Raw genomic sequence first — 19644 nt, 5'->3', positions numbered from 1 at the left:
TCAGAGCAGCTCGACGTTGGGCCCCCGGCAGCGATTGCGGGTGTCGAAGACGAACGGGCTCACCTGCTCGATCAGCTCGTAGTCGAAGCAGTCGTGATCGGTGAGGATCACCACCGCGTCCGCCTCGGCCAGCTCCCGGCGCGAGACCTCGATGATCTCGACGCCGGGAGGCAGCAGGAAGTGCTCCACGTGCGGATCGGCGGCCCGTACGTCGGCGCCCAGCTTGTGCAGCCCCCTGGCCACCTCGATCGCGGGCGATTCGCGGCAGTCGCCGGCGTTCTTCTTGTACGCCAGCCCGAGCACGACCACGCGGCTGCCCTTGACCGGCTTGCGACGCTGGTTCAGCGCCAGGGTCACCCGGTGCACGACGTGCTCGGGCATGTGGTCGTTGATGTCGTTGGCCAGCTCCACGAACCGGAAGTTGTGCCCCAGGCTCCGCTTCACCTTCCACGACAGGTAGGACGGGTCGATCGGCAGGCAGTGCCCGCCGACGCCGGGCCCCGGCGTGAAGCGCATGTACCCGAACGGCTTGGTGGAGGCCGCGTCGATGGCCTCCCAGACGTCGATGCCGAGCTGCTCGGCGAAGATGGACAGCTCGTTGACCAGGGCGATGTTGACGTGCCTGAAGGTGTTCTCGAGCAGCTTGCACAGCTCGGCCACCTGGAGCGACGAGACGGGGACGACCCGGCTCACGATCTGCCCGTAGAACGCCCCGACCTTGGACAGGGACGCCTCGTCGAGGCCGGACACGACCTTCGGGGTGTTCTCCAGGCGCCATTCGGGGTTGCCCGGGTCGATGCGCTCGGGGCTGTAGCCCAGGAAGAAGTCCTCCGGAGCGCGCAGCCCGGAGCCCTCCTCCAGCAGCGGCAGCAGATACTCCTCGGTGGTGCCCGGGTAGGTGGTGGACTCCAGGATCACGGTGGCGCCGGGGCGGAGCAACGGCGCGATCGACCGGCCGGACGAGGCGATGTACCTCAGGTCGGGGGCGCCCTCGGCGAGCGGCGTCGGCACCGTGATCACGCACACGCCGAATCCCTCGGCGTCGGCGTAATCAGAGCTGGCCAGGTAGCGGCCGCTGCGCAGCGCGGCGGCCAGCCGGTCGTCGGTGATGTCCTCGACATAGGACTCGCAGGCGTTCAGCCGCTTGACGCGCCACTGGTCGACGTCGATTCCCACGACGTCGAACCCCGCCTCCACGGCCCGCATCGCCAGGGGCAGGCCGACATAGCCCTGGCCGACGACAACCAGTTTCTCTTCCATGCAAAGACTCCCGTTGGTTCGAGCTGAGACGCGCCCGGCCAGAGCCGGGCGCGTCAGTCCCATGGCCGGGGCTACTTGACGCCGCGCACCACGTAGAGGCCGCGATTGCGGTGGATCGACACCTGCTTCAACCCGAGGTCCCGGGTCCACCGCTCCAGCCGCCGACGGGTCTGCGGCCTCTCGTAGCGCGGCGCGAACCAGTCGAAGGTGTCGAGCACCGACCAGTCACGGACGGTCTGCCGGTCTCGCAGGCCCAGATGCCGATGGATGGCCACGGGGACCAGACGCGCCAGGCCCGGCCCCGCGACGGGGACGGAGGAGAGCGCCAGGGACAGCGGCAGCAGCTTCGGCGCGGTCTTCTCGACCATGGCGTACAGCCGGGCCGGAGGAACGCGCTTGGTCAGCGGGCGCAACAGCTGCCGGGGGTGCAGGTAGGAGATCGGCGCCGCGTAGACGTCGACGCAGAAGCGGCCGCCGGGCCGCAGGTAGCGGAACAACGTCTTGAAGGTGCGCTCGACGTCGGGCGTGTGCTGGATGACGCCGAAGCAGAACAGGTAGTCGAAGGACTCCTCGGGCAGCGGCAGGTCGTAGATGCTGGCCTGCAGGAGCAGCAGGTTGGGGAAGTGGCCGTTGGAGGCGGCGTTGGCGTGGACCGCGCTGGAGATGTCGAACGACGTCACGACTGCGCCGGTCTCGCACAGCACCTCGGTGAACCGGCCGGCCCCGCTGCCGCATTCGAGCAGGGTTTTACCGCGCAACTCGGCGGCGGTCCAGCCGCTCGCGCTCATCACCCGGTCGCGGGAGATGGGCAGGCCGCAGTGGCTGTCGAGCTGGGTCAGCCGGTGCCGGTTCCACTGGTAGCCGAACCCCTTGGCGTAGTTGTCCTCGGGGACGAACCTCGGGATCCCCTTGTCCACGGGATAGGTGGCTGGGCAGACCTCACACGTCAGCTCGCCGTCGGCCACGCGGAGCGTGCCACGGCAACGGAGGCAATGGAGCTCGGAACACCGGGGACCCGGAGCGATGCCGGGACGCGCCTGTTTCGGAAGACTCATTCGGCTGGCCGATCAGTAGACGCAGTAGACGAAAAGGATGACCAACCCTCTGAGCGGCCAGATCCTCACACACCCCACGTTACGCCGAGTGACGAATCTGACACGGATATGAGCTGAGGGCGTGTCGGGAAGCTCCGCGTGATCGCGCCGGGCGGCCCTGGACGGGCGTCTCCACCGGCCAAAGGCAGGTAAGGAACGTCACCTGGTTCGGCTGTCGGCGTCCGCCGGGCGCGCGGGCGTCGCCAGGCTTGCGCGCATGGCCGAAGCCCCGTCCACGCCCCGCGCCGCGCTGCCTTCCGCGACCTCGTCCCAGTTTCCCCCGCCCGAGCCGGAGTCCGGTGCGGGGCGCGCCGTCCCGCGCGGGCCGTTGGGGCGGCTGTCGGCCTGGCTGCCGGCGACGGCCGTGCTCTCCTGCGCCGTCGTCGTACTCGGTCTGCACGGCGTCTCCGCCCGGGACATGAGCGTGTTCGGCCTGTACGTCGCGCTGGGGCTCGCGCTGCCAGGTCTGTTGTGGGTCAGGCTCCTGCATCCGCGGGCGCGGACGCTGCCGGAGGAGCTGGCGCTGGGGGTGGCCCTCGGCTACGCGCTGGAGCTGCTGGCCTACCTCCCGGCCCGCGCGCTCGGAGCGCCGCTGCTGGTCGTGGCCTGGCCGCTCGGCACGTACGCGGTCTTCCTCGCCGTCCCCCGGCTGCGCCGGCACTGGAGGGCCGCCCGTCCGGCGCGCCGCACGCCGCTCGGGCGGGCCTGGTGCCTCGCGCTGATCGTGATCTGCCTCATCCTGTGGAGCGCGGGCTTCTTCGCGGCCAACGCCCTGACCTGGCCCGCGATCGCCTCCTCGTACGTCGACCTGCCCTATCACCTGGCGCTGGCCGGCGAGCTGAGGCACCACGTGCCGCCCGTGGTGCCCACGGTCGCCGGCGAACCCCTCGCCTACCACTGGTTCGTCCACGCGCATCTCGCGGCGGCCAGTTGGGTGACCGGGATCGAGCCTCTCGTGCTCCTCTACCGCCTGGCCCTGCTGCCCATGCTGGCCGCGCTCGCCGGGTGCCTCGCGGCGGTCGGCCGCCGGGTCACGGGCTCGTGGACGGGAGGGCTGATCGCCCTGGCGAGCACGGTCTTCCTCGCCGCGCCCGACCTGTACCTGGGCACGGCGGAGGTGTCCGCCTGGGGCGGCACGCAGTCGTGGACGAGCCCGAGCCAGACCTTCGGCGCCCTGCTGTTCGCCCCGGTCGTCCTGGTGCTCGTCGATCTGCTCGGTGACCGGCGGCCGGCCCGGGGCCGGTGGGTGCTGCTGGCCGTGATGCTCATGGCGGTCATGGGGGCCAAGGCCACCTACCTGCCGGTGCTCGTGGCGGGGCTGGTGGCGGTCGTGGCGGTCGAGACGGCCAGGTGGTTCTCGCCGCCCCGGCGCGCCCTGGCCGCGCTGGGGCTGACCGTCGCCTGCCTGCTCGTCGCGCACGTCGTGCTGTTCGGCGGCGCGCGACAGGGCCTGGTGTTCGAGCCGCTGTCGCTCATGCGGGTGACCTGGCAGGACCTGACCGGCGCGGGCGGGGCGCCGGAGCAGGTCTCCTGGGCCGCCGCCCTCTCGGTCGCCGCGCTGTGCCTGCTGTGCGGGCTGATCACCTGGTGCGGGGTACTGGGCCTGCTCGCGGGGCCACGGCGGCTCCTGTCGCCACCGGTCGTGCTGGCGCTCGGCATGAACGCGGCCGCTCTCGCGGCGGTGTTCATGCTTGGCCATCCGGGCCAGTCGCAGGGCTACTTCCCGCAGGCGTCCTACCCCTACCTGGCGATGGTCGCGGTCGCCGGGGCGGCGTACGTCGTCAGGAGGGCGGGGGTGACGGTCCGGGCCATGGCCTACGCGGCCGTCGCCGGGGTGCTCGCCGCCTGCGCCGTCCGGCTGCTCTGCGGCGTCCGGACCCCGCTGGGCTCCGGCCAGGACGGCCTCGCGCTGTGGCTGCCGTACGCCGTGCTGCTGGGCGTGGTGCTGCTGGCCGTCGCCGTGCTGCGCGCCGCGCGGCAGAACGGGGTCCGTACGTGCGCGCTGGTGATGTGCATGGTCACGGCGGCCGGCACACCCGCCGCCTGGGTCGCGCGAGCCCTGCCCGGCACGTACGGGAGCCCGGTGGCCGGGCCGGCGCCGGCTCCGGACGTCCCTGAGGGGGGACTGGCGGCGGGGCGGTGGTTGCGTGACCACTCCGATCCCGGTGAGCTCGTCGCCACCAACGTGCACTGCCGCCTGGGATACGAGAGCCCGTGCGACAGCCGCGCCTTCTGGGCCGCCGCGCTGAGCGAGCGGCGGATGCTCGTCGAGGGGTGGGCCTACACGGCGACCAACCTCGACGGCCGCCGTCCGGGCGGGCGGGTGGTCACCCGCCCGTTCTGGGATCACGACCGGCTGCGGGCCAACGACGCGGTCTTCGAGCGGCCGTCGGCGGGCGCGGTCCGGCGGCTGCGTGAGCGCTACGGGGTGCGGTGGCTGTTCGTGGACGAGCGCCGGACCGGACCCGGCTCCGCCCTGGAGACCTTCGCGGACCTGCGCTTCCGCACCGGCGACTTCGGCGTCTACCGGCTCTGGCCGCAGTCGCGGGCGCAGAGCGGCGCGGGCGGAGAGCGGTCCTTGTCTCGAACCGCACAAACTCTGGCAAGGACATCTCCCACTGCCGACGGCTCCCGTCCGTCCGGGCCGACCGGGTTGTCACACTTGCCCGCATGATGAAGTCACTGCCCTCGTCCTGGCTGGCCGCGGTCGTGGTCAGCGCGCTCGCGATGGGGACGTTCAACGCCGAGCCTGCCCCGTACAACGCGGCGGCCAAGGCGGAGCCGGGGACGATCGGCGCGAAGCCCGCCGCGTACCGCGCGCCCGGTGAGGGGCGGGTACGGCGGGTGCCCCGCGTGGAGCTGGGCAGTGCCTATGACTGCGCGGCGATGGGGGCGACCCGGATCCTCAACGCGGGTCTGACCCAGGTCACCGGTGACCTGGCCATCACCCCTGGCGACGAGGTGGTCGGCTTCCCGCCGGGGGAGGTACGTGACGGAGGAATCTACATCGACGACCCGGAGGCGCGGGAGACGAAGGCCGACGCGATCGAGGCCTACGAGGACGCGGCCGGGCGGGCGGCCAACGGCGTCATGTCGCCGGAGCTGGGCGGCAAGACCATCTCGCCCGGCGTCTACGAGAGCACGGACGGCAGCTTCCGCATCAACGGAACCCTCACGCTCGACGCCCAGGGCGACCTGGACGCGGTCTTCATCTTCCAGGCCGACTCCACCCTGGACACGGCGCGGGTGAGCAACATCGACCTGGTGAACGGCGCGAAGGCCGACCACGTCATCTGGCAGGTCGGCGACGACGCGACCCTGGGGACCTACTCCACCTTCCGCGGGACCGTCCTGGCGCGGAACTCGGTCAAGGTGTCGTACGGCGCGGCGATCTACGGCCGCACGATGGCCCTCAACGAGGGGCTCACCTTCGAGGGCACCGAGATTTTGCCCGCTACGCGGGTCACCGTGCCGGACAACCCGCCCACCACGACGACCCTCACCTCGGCCCCGAACCCGTCCCGCATGGGGGAGCCGGTGACCTTCACCGCCAAGGTCGACGGGAACGTCCAGGGGTTCGGCCCCACCGGCATGGTCCTGTTCATGGAGGGCGCCACCATCCTCGGCGAGGCCTACGCCGACCGGACGGGGATCGCGACGTTCACGACCTCCTCCCTGTCCCGGGGCGTCCACGAGATCAGGGCCGTCTACGTGAACGGGGGGACCGCCGTGTTCGAGGCGTGGGTCGAATTCGCCCCGAGTGAGTCGCCGGTGGTGGCCCAGCAGGTGCTCAATCGCCGGTGACATTGACCATTCGCACTGTTCCTCTTCGCCATGAAAGGGAGACCACGTGATTTCTCGCAGGGGCATACCGGGTTTCGCGTTGACGCTGACCTGTGCGGCGACGGGCCTGTGGTTTCCTGGGACGGCCCAGGCGGCGGTGACCGCTTCCTCGGCCACCTTCGCGGTGAGTGGGGACGCCGTCGCCGATCGCCGGGACTGCCACGGCAGGCGCTGCCGCCACTTGTGCCACCGGTTCCGCTGCGCGCGCTTTCTCCGTGGTCCGGAAGGGCCGCCGGGCCCGCGCGGCGAGCGGGGCGAGCGAGGGGAGCGAGGGGAGCAAGGGGAGCGAGGGGAGCAAGGGGAGCAAGGGGAGCGGGGACCGGCGGGGCCCGGATGGCAGGGGCCACCCAGCCTCGAGGGCGAGCCAGGGCCGCAGGGTGAGACCGGTCCTCGGGGGCCGCAGGGAGTGCCTGGCCTGCCGGGCCCGCGAGGGCCGCGCGGTGCGCCGGGCACACCGGGCACACCGGGAACGGCCTCCGGGGTCGGCTCGACTCTCGTCTCGCTGACCTTCCCGCCCTACGACACGAACTTCACCGCGTACGTCTCGGACGGCGTGACCTGGATCCTGGACCCTCGGACACCCGCGCCGGGAGGCTGGCACAGCCTCACGTCGGTGCCCGGTTACCCGCCCGGGGTGGTCGGCGTCTCGGTGACGGAGGCGGACGAGCCGCTCAGCAGCCTGCTGATCACGGTGCTGACGTCGAGCGGCTCCCTGGCCCAGACGAAGTGCGTCCTGACCGCCGCGCCACCGCCTCCGGGACCGGCGTGGGGCACCACGTACTGCGACGGATTCACGACCCTTCAGCCCGCGCTCCGGCGAGCGGCGACTCCGGCAACTGCGACTCCGCCGACTCCGCCGACTCCGGCAACTGCGGCGACTCCGGTGACCTGGCCGACTCTGGTGAAGCTGGCGACTCCGGCGACGTAGGGCGCCGCACTCGATCGGCTCTCGCCGACCTGATCCCGTCAGGTCGGCGAGCGTTCACCGGCGAGGGTTCGCACCTGGACGAGCGCGGCTCAGGGTGAGACGAACAGCACGTCGACCCAGTAGTTTCTGGCGTTGTGGGAGCTGGTGGGGAAGGAGTTGGCGGCGCCGTAGACGAAGACGCCGTTGCCGCCCTGGAACCCGTCTTCGAGCGCGGTGAGCGGGCCGTTCACCCATTTCTCGGTGAAGTAGGAATTGGTCACGGAGAACTGCCCGGTCGGGGTGTGGTAGGACGCGATGTAGGTGGTGTCGGCGTTGACGGCCACGGGGGTGGAGAAGGTCATCTCCTGCCAGCCGGTGGGGGTCTCGTCGGTGAAGGTGCCGCTTGCCAGGAGTTGCCCGCCGCTGGTCCACAGGCTGCCGACGTGGGGGCCGCTGTTTCCTGGCCGCTTGTGGAACCTGATGCCCTGCACGAGCCCGTCGGAGATCGATCTGAACTTCACGCCGAGGGTGACGGCCCGGTCGTCCCCGGACTGGCCCGCCGGGTTGGTCGAGTCGCTCCAGAGGCTGTCAGACGGGGTGAACGCGATGTCGACCCAGTAGTTGCTCGCCCTGAAGGTGCTGGTGGGGAAGGAGTTCGTGGCCCCGTAGGTGTAGACGCCGTTGCCGCCCTGGGCCCCGTCCTGGAGCGCGGTGAGCGGGCCCTGGGCGTGCAGCGAGGTGAAGTAGGGCCTGTTCAGGGAGAAGAGCCCGGCCGTGGTGTGGTAGGACGCCACGTAGGTGGTGTCGGCGTTGATGGTCACGGGGGTGGAGAAGGTCAGCTGCTGCCAGCCGGTGGCGGTCTCGCCGGTGAAGGTGCCGCTTGCCAGGAGTTGCCCGCCGCTGGTCCAGAGGCTGCCGACATGGGGGCCGGTGTTGCCGGGGCCTTTGAAGAACCGGACGCCCTCCACGAGCCCGCTCGTGGCGGCGGTGAACTTCACGCCGAGGGTGACGGCCCGGTCGTCCGTGGATTGGCCCGCCGGGTTGGTCGAGTCGTTCCAGAGCGACGTGGTCACGTTCTGCACCCGCACGGGTGAGGTGCTCGGCGCGAACGTGATGGGCTGCTCGTTGTTGAACACCGTGCCGCCCAGGTAGACGGCGACGATGTGGTGCTGGCCCGCACCGAGGTCGGAGACCGTGATCTGGGCGTCGTTGTTCTGGTCGAAACGGTCGGTGCCGATGACGGTGGCGCCGTCCTTGAAGACCACGTCACCGGCCGGCGTGACCGGCGCGGCGCCGCCGTCGACCGTGGCGGTGAAGGTGACCGGTTCGCCCGTGGCGGAGGGGTTGGGCGACGAGGTGAGGGTCGTGGTGGTCGGCGGGTTGTTCGGCACGGTGACGCGCGTGGCCGGAATGCCGTCCGTGCCCTGCAGCGTGACCACGTTGTTGATGGAGAACACCCGGCCGAACACCGCCGAACCGCTGCCGACCGTGACCGCGCCCGACGCGAGGACGTTGCCCCGGAAGGTGGGGTACGTACCGAGGCTCGCGGTGCCGGTGACCTGCCAGAAGACGTTGTCCTCCTGGGCGCCGCCGACCAGGTTGATGTTGCTCACGTTCGCCGCGGTGAGGGAGGTCGCCTTGAAGACGAAGATCGCGTCCGGGTCGGCCTCGGCGTCGAGGGTGAGAGTGCCGCTGATCGCGAAGCTGCCGCTGGTGGAGGCGTACACGCCCGGGGTCTTGGTGGTCCCGCCGAGCGCGGGGGCGACGGTGGCGTCCGGGGGCCGGCTCGCGAGATCGTTGTACGCGGCCACCACGTCGGCCTTCGCGTTGACCGCGGCGGCGTCGTTCTGGTGCATGTCGCCGCTCACGGTGCCGGGCGGGAACCCCGACACCGTGGTGCCGGGGCTCACGCCGAGGTCTCCTGTGAGCGCCGTCTGGTTGGTGTTGGACACCGCGGTCGAGGCCAGCACGGCGAAGTCCGCCGCGTCGCCGAGGTCCACCGGTGGCCCGATCGCGTGGGCGCCGCTCGGCATGGCGACGACCGCGCCCATCGACAGGGTGGCCGCGAGCAGGATCGCGAGGCCGGACCGGCCCCGGGATCGCGAGCGGAGGTGACGGGAGGAGGATGCCGGTGGCGCCGAGGCCCGGGGGCCGGAGGTCTGGTCGGGTGCGTCGTGCTGGGGCTGGGATTCGCGCATGAAACTCAACTTCTTCGTCGGTCTCGCGGAATGTCCGGCGCTGCTTTTACGCGGTCACCGCGTGGGGATCGACGCCGCCATTTCCGCCCTGATGCCTAGGCGTCCCATGTCGCGAGGAACTCGTGAATAAGATCCTCATAAAAGGAGACGCAATCGCACTGTACTCTTCGTGAGTTGTCGTCGACCAGCGTTTATGAAACTTTTTCCGAGGTGGAGAATGGTGCTGATATTTCCTGGAATTTGAGGATTTATCGGCATATGAAGTCGGCCAGAAAAAGGCGTCCTTGGTCGATGAAGCATGACGGTCGATTGGAAATCATGACAGATCCGATCGAATCACCTCCTCTAACGGTAAATAAGGCCGAATCGGTGTAGTTCATCACGACACACTCTCCTCTCGCGCCGTCCGGAGAAGTCAAAGATGCCTACTCTACGTATGATCACGACGACCAGGTGTGATCGGTTCGGTCGTACACCGTTTTATGGAGGCACCGTGTGTGGCATAGCGGGAATCGTGTCGGCGTCCGGCCCGGACCCGGCGCTCGTCCGCCGCATGTGCGACGTGATGAGGCACCGGGGCCCCGACGGCGCCGGATTCCACGACGACGCGCAGGCCGCGCTCGGCATGCGCCGGTTGGCGATCATCGACGTGGCGACCGGCGACCAACCCGTGTACGGCGAGAACGACCGGGTCGTCGCCGTCTTCAACGGTGAGATCTACAATTTCGCCGAGCTTCGCGAAGACCTGGCCCGGCGCGGGCACCGGCTCCGCACGGCCGGAGACAGCGAGTGCCTGGTCCACCTGTACGAGGAGTACGGCGTCGACTTCCTGCACCGGCTCCGCGGCATGTTCGCCCTCGCCATCTGGGACCGTGACCGCGAACGACTGGTCCTCGCCCGGGACCGGATCGGGAAGAAGCCGCTCTACTGGCGCACTGACCATGACTCGATCCACTTCGCCTCCGAGCTGAAGGCCCTCGCGCAGGACCCCGGCATGCCGCGCGAGCTCGACCTGCTCGCTCTGCACCACTACCTGAGCTTCCAGTACGTCCCCGCGCCGCAGTCGATCTACCAGGGCGTGCACAAGCTGCCGCCGGGTCACTTCCTGACCTGGGAGCACGGGCGGATCGACGTGCACCGCTACTGGCGGCTCGACCACGTCCCACGGCCGTTCACCGACGAGCGGGAGGAGGAGGAACGGCTGCGCGAGTTGCTCCTGGAGGCGACCCGGGTCCGGATGGTGAGCGAGCGCCCGCTGGGCGCGTTCCTGTCCGGCGGCATCGACTCCTCCGCGGTGGTGGCCGCGATGGCCATGCAGAGTCCCGAGCCGGTCAAGACGTTCTGCATAGGCTTCGAGGACAGCAGGTACGACGAACGCCACAAGGCCCGGATGGTCGCCGAGCACTACGGCACCGACCATCACGAGTTCGTGGTCACCTCCGACCTGCTCGACATCCTGCCGCGGCTCGCCTGGCACTTCGACGAGCCGTTCGCCGACTCGTCGGCGATCCCGAGCTTCTACGTCGCCCAGATGAGCCGGCAGCACGTCACCGTGGTCCTCAACGGCGACGGAGGAGACGAATGCTTCGGCGGCTATCAGCGCTATGGCCTGATGAACCTGGCCGGCCGGATCCCGGCCGTCCCGTCGCCCATCGCCTGGGGGGCCAACCGGCTCGGCACGCAGATCATGGAGCGGACCCGTTCGGGCTCCCCGGCCCGGAAGATCGGCCGGCTGATGGCGTTCAGCGCCGAAGCTCCGTCGCATCGCTACGCGTCGCTGATGTCGTGCTTCACGCGTGAGCAGAAGGCCCGGATCTACACCGACGCCATGCGGCGGCAGGTCGCGCATGCCGACAGTTATCGGCTTTTCGGCGATATCTTCCGCGAATCGGCGCTGGAGACAGAGGTGGGCCGGGTCCTCGAACTCGACACGCTCACCTACCTGCCGGGCGACCTCCTGGTCAAGGTGGACATCACCACGATGGCCAACTCGCTCGAGGCGCGGTCGCCGTTCCTCGACCATCAGCTGATGGAGTGGGCGGCGGCCGTGCCCAGCGGGTACAAGGTGCGCAGGCTTCAGACGAAGCTGCTGCTCAAAAGGGCGGTCGCGCCCTGGCTGCCGCCGAAGCTGCTGGAGTTCCCCAAGAAGGGGTTCGGCGTGCCGCTCGCCACCTGGCTCCGCGGCGACCTGCGAGAGCTCGCCTACGACCTCCTCACCGACGACACCGCCCGCGCCCGGGGCCTGTTCAGGCCCACGGCGGTTCTGGACCTGCTCCAGCGGCACATGGCGGGGGCCGACTACGCCGAACGTATCTGGGCGTTGCTCCAGTTCGAGCTGTGGCAACGGGCGCACGGGTCGCCGGCCGATCCGGTGGCCGCCGAGGGGCGCTGCGCCATGGCCCAGAAGGGTGCCTGACGTGGCGTCCGGTGGCCATGCCACCCTGCGGCGCGTCGTGCTCTTCATCGGGCAACTGGGCTTCGGCGGCACCGAGACGCAGGTGGTCCTGCTCGCCCGCGAACTACGGCTCCGGGGCATCCAGGTGGACGTCGTCCTCCTGGTCGGAGGCGGGCCCCACGAGGCGGGGCTGCGAGCCGCGGGGATCGAGGTCCACCACCTCGTCCGGCGGCGGCGCGGCCGGGCCACGGTCATGCAGAGGGTGTGGCTCTTCGCCCGCCTGGTGCGGCTGCTGCGCCGGCTCCGTCCTGACGTGCTGCACGCCTTTCTCATGGAGTGCTACATGCCGGCGGCCCCGGCAGCCCTGCTCGCCCGGGTCCCGGTCCTGGTGGCCGGTCGCCGGAGCCTGAGCGACATCCTGAGAGACCGCTGGTGCTTCAAGCTCGGCAGCGCGATGGTCCGGATCACCGATCACGTCGTCGCCAACGCGGTGGCCGTGGCGGAGGACGCGCGGACGGTCGAGGGGGTTCCGCCCCAGAAGCTCAGCGTGATCTACAACGGTCTCCAGGATTCGGCGTTCGACCCGGTCGAACCGGCGAGCATCGACACCGGCCTTCCCGTGGTGCTCTGCCTGGCCCGGCTCCGGCCGGAGAAGGGACACGGCTTCCTGTTCGACGCCGCCGCGCTGCTCGCCCGCCAGGGCAGGCCGATCACCGTGGTGCTCGTCGGGGACGGCCCCGAAGAGGACCGGCTCAGGGAGCGGGCGAACGCGCTCGATCTCGACATCCGCTTCATGGGAGCCATGACGGACAGCAGAGGGATGCTGGACCGTGCCGACATCGTCGTCTCGCCCTCGGTCTCGGAAGGGCTGAGCAACTCCGTCATGGAGGCGATGGCCCGGGGACGGCCGATCGTCGCCACCTCGGTCGGCGGCACGCCCGAGCTGGTGGAGGACCGCGGCGTCCTCGTTCCTCCGGCGGACCCCGTGGCCCTCAGCCAGGCCGTCGTCCGCCTGCTGGACGATCCGGAGCTCGCCGCGTCGCTGGGGGCCGCGAGCCGCCTGTGGGCGAGCAAGAACCTCGACGTCACCACCATGGTGGAGGAGCACATGGGCCTGTATCACCGGCTGCTGGAGGATCGGTGCGCGACCTGATCCCATGGCCCGTCCCCCCGCGGTGAGGTCCACCGAGACGGTCGTCCTGCACACGCTGGTCAGCCGCGCGGTCAGGCTGATCCTGGCGATGGCGACCGGGGTGCTCATCGCCCGCACGCTCCAGCCGGAGGGCAGAGGCGTCTACGCGGTGATCGCCACGGCGGCGGGCGCCGCCATCGTCGTCGGGCACCTGTCGGTGGAGAAGTCGCAGATCGCCTGGTGGTCGGACCGGACGCGGCACCAGGCGCTGGTCACCAACGGCCTGGTCCTCGGGCTGGTGCTGGGCGCCGTGTCGGCGCTGGGCGCGTTGGCGCTGGCCACGGCCGGTGGCTCGCCCGGCGGGTTCGCCCTGTGGGCGCTGGCGCTGGCGGTGGTGCCGCTGGGCGCGGCGGCCATCAACCTCGACGGCATCCTGACGCTGCGGTCGCGGATGGAGTTCGTCAACCGCACGATCCTGCTCGCCGCGCTCGCGCAGTGCCTGCCGCTGCTGTTTCTCGCGGCGATCGGTCAGGTGACCGTCGCCAGTGTGATCATCTGCTGGGCGATCTCGACGGCCCTGCCCTTCGTCCGGGGGCTGCGCGGGCTCCGGCCCAGCGCGCGTCACTGGGACAGGGCGCTCGTACGGTGTCAGCTCGCCCTCTCGGCCAAGTACCACGTGGGCTGGGTGGCCCTGTATTTCCTCGTCAGCATCGACATCCTGCTGCTCAACGCCCTGGACTCGGCGGCCGCGGTGGGCATCTACACCGTCGCCGTCACGGTGATGGCCCTCGCCCGGATCCCCGGCGAGACGATCACGCAGGTGGTCCTTCCCCAGCAGGCGGGCGGCCACGTGTCCGACGCCTCGCAGGTCACCGCACGCGCGCTCCGGATCAACCTGTTCGTCTCCTCGGCACTCGTCGGCCTGCTCGCGGCGGCGTCGCCCTGGCTCATCCCGCTGGTCTATGGCCCGTCCTTCGCCGGAAGCGTCGCCCCGCTGCTCGCGCTGGCTCCGGGAACGATCGCGCTGATGGTGGTCCGGCCGCTGGAGCAGTATCTGGTGCGCCTCGACCGGCCGATCACGATGACCGCCATCGCGGTCAGCGCCCTCACCGTGAACGTGCTGCTCAACCTGGTGATGATTCCCCGGTGGGGCGCGGTGGGCGCCGCCGTGGCGTCCACCGTGGCCTACGTCCTCATGGCCTTCCTCGAAGTCGTCCGGTTCACCCGGTCGACCGGGCTGCCGGTGCGAGAGTTGATACCGGGAACGGCCGACCTGCGTTCGGTGCTGCGGCCGTTGACGGCGAGGAGGGCGGTCGGCACGGCGGCGAGAACGGCCCGTGCCGGCCGGCCCGGGTAATGATGACTTAACCAAAATCGCGATGAAATCGGACCGCCTGCCGGCTGAATGCGGTTTGGCGATTGATAATCTCCCCGCATGCCCGGAATATTCATTCTTTCTCTCGATACAGAGCTGGCCTGGGGCACGAATTCCGAAGACCTGCCGCGTTTCTCCAGAATTCTCGACGAGGAACCACAGATCATTCGGCGGCTGATCGATCTGCTGGACGGATACCAGGTCCCCGCCACGTGGGCGGTGGTGGGCCGGCTCCTCCTGGAGCCGGCGGCCCGTTCCGGGCCTGCCCGCACGCCGGAACGCTGGTACAGCGCGCCCTATCTGACGGAGTGGCTCACCGGCGCGCGGGTGCGCCACGAGATCGGCACGCACACCTTCAGCCACGTCTACGCGCATGATCCGCGCACCACCCGCGACGTGTGGGTCCGCGAGCTGGAGGCCGCCGCCGAGGTGAGCGAGCGGCTCGGCCTGCCGATGCGCTCCATCGTCTATCCGCGGAACCAGGTCGGATTCGTCGACACCCTGTCCGATTTCGGGATCATCGCCTATCGAGGGGTGGAGCGGAACTGGTACGGAAACCGTTCCGGCGCGCTTCACTTCCTGGATCGGGCCCTGGGGACGGCCGCCCCGACCTACGCCGTGCCCGCCCTCCGGGAGGGCGAGCGCCTGGTGAACCTGCCCGCGTCGCAGTTTCTCATCGGCGGCAACGGGCCACGCAGGCTCATCCCGATCGCCTCCAGGGTGCGGCAGGCCCGGCTCGGTCTCGACCGCGCGGTCCGCCGGGGCGAGATCTACCATCTCTGGTTCCACCCGTTCAACCTGGGCGGCGATCCCCGGATGTTCGGCGCGCTGGAGCAGATCCTGCGAGAGGTCCGCGCGCGCCGCGACAGGGGAGAGCTGGCCGTCATGACGATGGCCCAGGCCGCCGAGTTCGTGCTGGCCAACGCCGAGGTCAGCGGGGCGGGGGCGCGGCGGTGAGCGGCATCGTGATCCTGGCCGCCCGCAGCGAGACCTCCTACCTGCTCATCAACCACCTGGCGGCGCGCTTCGAGGTGTCGGCCGTGGTCTTCGAGCAGGGGAGTCAGCGACGGCTGCTCCGGCACCGGCTCCGGAAGCTCGGCGTCCGCGCCGTGGCCGCCCAGCTGGCCTTCCTCGGCTACGACCGGATGGTGATCAGGCCGCGGTCACGCGCCCGCGTGGCGGAGCTGCTCGCCGGGCACGACCGCCGTCCTCCCGACGGCCGGCTCAGGGTGCTGGACGTCGGGTCCGTGAACGGCCCGGAGGTCGCCGGCCTGCTGTGCGACGAGCGGCCCGGCGCGGTCGTGGTCTCGGGCACGGGCATCGTCGGCAGGCGGATCCTCGAATGCGCCCCGGCGTTCGTCAACATCCACGTCGGCATCACGCCGAGATACCGGGGAGTGCACGGCGGCTTCTGGGCGATCTACGAGGGCCGCCCCGAGCTGGTCGGGACGACGATCCACCTGATCGACCCGGGCGTGGACACAGGCGAGATCCTCGCGCAGGAGCCCGTCGCGGTCGACCCGTTCACCGACACCTACCGCACGCTTCCGGTGAAGCAGTACCTCGGCGCGCTGGACGCGATGGCGGAGGCCGTGCGCGCGGTGCTGGACGGCCGCTCGCGCCCCTACCGGCGCTCCGACCTGACCAGCCGCCAGTGGTACTCACCGACCCCGTCCCAGTACGTACGGTTCACGCGGGAGCTGCGGAAGCTGCGGCGACCGGATGCGCGCCCGGCGGTCGTGTGACCTCGTCCCCCGGCGCCGGGGGACCTCCGCCGGGCAAGCCCTGGGTAATGGCTCGCCAAGGGATGGCAGTGCCCCGCGTGTCGGGCGGATCCGCCGAGGCTCCCGCCCGCGTTGAATGTGGAGCGCCTGTCCTGGCAGCCGTGACCGCCGCACGCAGCAAAGGCCGACGATGCGCTCTGTTGATCACTACTCGCCCTACCTCCCCTTGGAGGGGCTCGACGACGGCGGGAGCGAGGGCGCGGGCCGTGTCCTGATCAACGATCTGGGCCGGCACGCGTTCTCGACCGGCGCGGCGGTGCGCGACGCCGTCGAAAGGGTGCTCGGCAGCGGCTGGTACGTCCTCGGCGCGGAGGGGAAGGCGTTCGAGCGGGAGTTCGCCGCCTACTGCGGAGCCGCGCACTGCGTGGGCGTCGCGAACGGGACGGACGCCATCGAGCTCGGACTGCGCGCTCTCGGCGTCGGGCCCGGCAGCCGGGTCGCCACCGTCGCCAACGCCGGCTTCTACACCACGACCGCCCTGCTGGCCCTCGGAGCCCGCCCCGTCTTCGTGGACGTGGACCCGGACACGAAACTGATGCGTCCGGCCGAGCTGGAGCGGGCCGCCGCCGGCGGCGGACTCGACGCGGTCGTGGTGACGCACCTGTTCGGCCTGCTGCACGACATGGACGCGATCCTGGACGTCGCGGCCCACGCGGACGTCCCGGTGTTCGAGGACTGCGCGCAGTCGCACGGCGCCGCGCGCGGCGGGCGGCGGGCCGGCACGTTCGGCGTCGCGGCGGCCTTCAGCTTCTACCCGACGAAGAACCTCGGGGCGCTCGGCGACGCGGGCGCCGTGGTCACCGGTGACGCGCACGTCGCCGAGCGGGTACGGCGGCTGCGGCAGTACGGCTGGGAGTCGAAGTACCGCGCCGGCCCCGGCGGCGGGCGCAACAGCCGCCTCGACGAGATGCAGGCCGCCGTGCTGCGCGCCAAACTGCCCTTCCTCGACTCCTGGAACGACCGCCGCCGGGCCATCGCGGCCCGCTATTCGCGGGAGATCGCCCACCCGAAGATCCAGTGCCCGCCGGTGCACGGCGAGGAGTTCGTCGGCCACCTCTACGTGGTCGTGAGCGACGACCGCGAGGCGCTGCGGGCGCGGCTGGCGTCGGCCTGCGTGCTGAGCGACGTGCACTACCCCGTGCCGGACCACCGCCAGCCCGCGCTGGCCGGTCTCGGCGACCCGGCGGAGCTGCCGGTGACGGACGCCCTGGCCGGTTCGATCCTGACCCTGCCCTGCTATCCCGAACTCTCCGACGGCGAGGTCACGCGGGTGATCTCGTGCCTGAACACGTGGTGAGGCCATGTTCTCCGTGATCATCCCCGTGTACCGCAACGCCGAGACCGTGCCGCTGCTGATCGAGGAGCTCACCGGTGTCGGCGCGACCGTCGCCGAGCGCTACGGGCTGCCGGTGGAGTTCGTCTTCGTGGTCGACGGCAGCCCGGACGACAGCTTCGAACTGCTGAAGGCGGCGCTGCCGCAGGCGCCGTTCCGGTCGCAGCTGCTGCTGCACGCGCGCAACTTCGGATCGTTCGCGGCCATCCGCACCGGTCTGCGGGCCGCGCGGGGCGACTACTTCGCGGTGATGGCCGCGGACCTGCAGGAGCCGCCCGAGCTCCTGCTCAGTTTCCTCGACCGGCTGGTGAAGGACGAGTCGGACATCGTGGTGGGGGTTCGTGAGAGCCGCGACGACCCGGGGATGTCGCGCCTGACGGCCAACCTGTTCTGGTCGTTCTACCGCCGGTTCGTGGTGCCGGAGATCCCGCAGGGCGGGGTGGACGTCTTCGGCTGCAACCAGCGCATCCGTGACGAGCTGCTGCGGCTCGACGAGGCCAACACATCCCTGGTGGGGCTCGTCTACTGGCTCGGCTTCCGGCGCGGCGAGGTGCCGTACGACCGGCGCGAGCGGGCGCACGGCACGAGCACCTGGACGCTCCGCAAGAAGATCGACTATCTGCTGGACAGCGTCTTCGCCTTCACGGACCTGCCCATCCGGATCCTCACGGTGATGGGCCTGCTCGGGTTCGTGGTGGCCGGCTGCCTCGCCGTACTCGTGATCGTCATGCGCCTGACCGGGCAGATCGAGGCGGCCGGGTACGCGGCCACGATCGTGGTCATCACGTTCTTCGGCGCGCTCAACACCCTGGGCATCGGCTTCGTCGGCTCCTACGCCTGGCGCAGCTACGAGAACACCAAGAAACGTCCCTTGGCCCTGGTGCGCACCGCCAGCACCTTCGAGGGGGCGGCCGAGACCACCGCCGATCTCCTCTGCACGGGCAGGCACGCGTGAGCACGACGTACATCCATCCGCGGGCGCTCTGCGAGAGCGCGGACGTCGGCGACGGCACCCGGGTCTGGGCCTTCGCGCACATCCTGCCGGGCGCCCGGATCGGCGGCGACTGCAACATCTGCGACGGGGTCTTCGTCGAGAACGACGTCGTCGTGGGAGACCGCGTGACCGTCAAGTGCGGGGTGCAGCTCTGGGACGGGATCACCGTCGAGGACGACGTCTTCATCGGCCCGAACGCGACGTTCACCAACGATCCGTTCCCGCGCAGCAGGGTCCGTCCCGAGGCGTTCACCCGCACCGTCGTCCGGGCCGGCGCCTCCATCGGGGCGAACAGCACGATCCTGCCCGGCCTGGAGATCGGCACCGGCGCGATGGTGGGCGCGGGCGCGGTGGTGACCCGGTCCGTCCCGCCGAACGCGATCGTGGTCGGCAACCCGGCCCGCATCAAGGGCTACGTCGCCGATCCGGTGGACCCCGGTGTCCCGTTCGCGGCGGGCGGCGCCCCGTCGGCCGGCGGCACCGGCCTCGGCGTGGGGAAGGCGACCCTCCACGAACTCCGCGTCGCCAAGGACCTGCGGGGCGAGCTGTCGGTCGGCGAGTTCGAGCGCGAGCTGCCGTTCCGGCCGGCCCGCTACTTCCTGGTCTACAACGTGCCCAGCCGCGAGGTACGCGGCGAGCACGCGCACCGGCGGTGCGACCAGTTCCTGATCTGTGTGCGCGGCTCGTGCGGAGTCCTGCTGGACGACGGCCGCAACCGGCGGGAGATCAGCCTGGACCGGCCCAGCCGGGGCGTCTACATGCCGGCCATGATCTGGGGCACGCAGTACCGGTACTCGCCGGACGCCCTGCTGCTCGTGTTCGCCTCGCATCCCTACGACCCGGACGACTACATCCGCTCGTACGACGAGTTCCGCCGGGTCGTCTCGGGTGAGCCGGTGCGGGTGTGAACGCGGCGCGCCGGAGGTTCGCCCGGTTCGTCGCCGGAGGAGCCACGAACACGGCCGTGACCCACGGTCTGTTCGTCGTCCTGACGTGGTCGATGCCGCCGCCGGTCGCCTACTCGCTGGCCTACGCGACCGGGATCGTGCTCGGCTACGTCATCAACACCGTCTTCGTGTTCCGCACCCGGGCCTCACTCAGGTCCGCCCTGCGCTTCCCGGTCGTGTACCTGGTCGCCTACCTGGTCGGCCTCGGACTCGTCGTGCTGCTGACCGGGGCCGGGCTCGCCCCCTGGCTCGCGATGCCGGTCGTGCTGGCCGTCAACGTCCCGCTCACGTACGTACTGACCCGCCACGTGCTCAGGGGGACCCGAGCGGCGCGGGCGCGACCCGAGCCCGCCGGGCGGCCGCTCCGGGTCGCCCGCTGACC

15 protein-coding genes are annotated in these 19644 nt (G+C 70.7%); 11 read left to right on the top strand and 4 right to left on the bottom strand.

Features of this window, described 5'->3' with window-relative positions; genetic code table 11:
* Entirely contained in the window at positions 1-1260 is a 1260-nt protein-coding gene (locus tag AC5L3X_RS04490; protein ID WP_494855286.1) for a nucleotide sugar dehydrogenase, read from the bottom strand.
* A 71-nt stretch (positions 1261-1331) separates the two neighbouring features.
* The gene (locus tag AC5L3X_RS04485; RefSeq protein WP_494855285.1) at positions 1332-2225 is read right to left on the bottom strand and encodes a methyltransferase domain-containing protein; all 894 of its coding nucleotides are present in this window, start codon (positions 2223-2225) and stop codon (positions 1332-1334) included.
* Between the two features lie 346 nt (positions 2226-2571).
* On the opposite strand from AC5L3X_RS04485, the gene AC5L3X_RS04480 reads away from it, so the two are divergent.
* Together AC5L3X_RS04480 and AC5L3X_RS04475 are read left to right on the top strand one after the other, a co-directional pair.
* Entirely contained in the window at positions 2572-5028 is a 2457-nt protein-coding gene (locus tag AC5L3X_RS04480; RefSeq protein WP_494855283.1) for a hypothetical protein, read from the top strand.
* A complete protein-coding gene (locus AC5L3X_RS04475; RefSeq protein ID WP_494855282.1) occupies positions 5025-6158 on the top strand; it encodes an ice-binding family protein in 1134 nt (377 codons plus the stop codon). The genes AC5L3X_RS04480 and AC5L3X_RS04475 overlap by 4 nt, the downstream gene beginning before the upstream one ends.
* Before the next feature lie 660 nt (positions 6159-6818).
* On the opposite strand, the gene AC5L3X_RS04470 is transcribed toward AC5L3X_RS04475, so the two are convergent.
* Together AC5L3X_RS04470 and AC5L3X_RS04465 are read right to left on the bottom strand one after the other, a co-directional pair.
* A complete protein-coding gene (locus tag AC5L3X_RS04470) occupies positions 6819-6992 on the bottom strand; it encodes a hypothetical protein (RefSeq protein ID WP_225262442.1) in 174 nt (57 codons plus the stop codon).
* A 222-nt stretch (positions 6993-7214) separates the two neighbouring features.
* A complete protein-coding gene (locus AC5L3X_RS04465) occupies positions 7215-9302 on the bottom strand; it encodes a DUF4082 domain-containing protein (RefSeq protein WP_494855281.1) in 2088 nt (695 codons plus the stop codon).
* Positions 9303-9795: 493 nt separating this feature from the next.
* On the opposite strand from AC5L3X_RS04465, the gene asnB reads away from it, so the two are divergent.
* The 9 genes from asnB to AC5L3X_RS04420 all read left to right on the top strand — a co-directional run bounded on the left by asnB (position 9796) and on the right by AC5L3X_RS04420 (position 19642).
* Positions 9796-11718 carry an asparagine synthase (glutamine-hydrolyzing) gene (gene asnB / locus AC5L3X_RS04460; protein ID WP_494855279.1) on the top strand — a complete coding sequence of 641 codons (1923 nt, stop codon included), beginning with the start codon at positions 9796-9798 and terminating at the stop codon, positions 11716-11718.
* 1 nt (position 11719) lies between these two features.
* Positions 11720-12850, top strand: a complete 1131-nt coding sequence (locus AC5L3X_RS04455) for a glycosyltransferase family 4 protein (protein ID WP_494855277.1) — start codon at positions 11720-11722, stop codon at positions 12848-12850.
* Between the two features lie 4 nt (positions 12851-12854).
* Positions 12855-14186 carry a lipopolysaccharide biosynthesis protein gene (locus tag AC5L3X_RS04450; protein ID WP_494855276.1) on the top strand — a complete coding sequence of 444 codons (1332 nt, stop codon included), beginning with the start codon at positions 12855-12857 and terminating at the stop codon, positions 14184-14186.
* A gap of 78 nt (positions 14187-14264) precedes the next feature.
* The gene (locus AC5L3X_RS04445; protein ID WP_494855274.1) at positions 14265-15161 is read left to right on the top strand and encodes a polysaccharide deacetylase family protein; all 897 of its coding nucleotides are present in this window, start codon (positions 14265-14267) and stop codon (positions 15159-15161) included.
* Positions 15158-15949, top strand: coding sequence for a formyl transferase (locus AC5L3X_RS04440; RefSeq protein WP_494855272.1), 792 nt, complete (start codon positions 15158-15160; stop codon positions 15947-15949). Before AC5L3X_RS04445 ends, AC5L3X_RS04440 begins: the two co-directional genes overlap by 4 nt.
* A gap of 169 nt (positions 15950-16118) precedes the next feature.
* The gene (locus tag AC5L3X_RS04435) at positions 16119-17285 is read left to right on the top strand and encodes a DegT/DnrJ/EryC1/StrS family aminotransferase (protein ID WP_494855271.1); all 1167 of its coding nucleotides are present in this window, start codon (positions 16119-16121) and stop codon (positions 17283-17285) included.
* 4 nt (positions 17286-17289) lie between these two features.
* Positions 17290-18276 (top strand): glycosyltransferase family 2 protein, encoded by a 987-nt coding sequence (locus AC5L3X_RS04430; protein WP_494855270.1) that lies wholly within the window; start codon positions 17290-17292, stop codon positions 18274-18276.
* Positions 18273-19223 (top strand): WxcM-like domain-containing protein, encoded by a 951-nt coding sequence (locus AC5L3X_RS04425; protein ID WP_494855269.1) that lies wholly within the window; start codon positions 18273-18275, stop codon positions 19221-19223. The genes AC5L3X_RS04430 and AC5L3X_RS04425 overlap by 4 nt, the downstream gene beginning before the upstream one ends.
* On the top strand, positions 19220-19642 hold the full coding sequence (locus AC5L3X_RS04420; protein WP_494855267.1) for a GtrA family protein: 423 nt from the start codon (positions 19220-19222) through the stop codon (positions 19640-19642). The genes AC5L3X_RS04425 and AC5L3X_RS04420 overlap by 4 nt, the downstream gene beginning before the upstream one ends.
* The last annotated feature ends 2 nt before the right edge of the window (positions 19643-19644 follow it).

The sequence above is a fragment of the Nonomuraea sp. CX421 genome (assembly GCF_059358955.1).
Note: the sequence above shows the minus strand (reverse complement) of the source record. Positions and strands in the feature narration are given on the sequence as shown.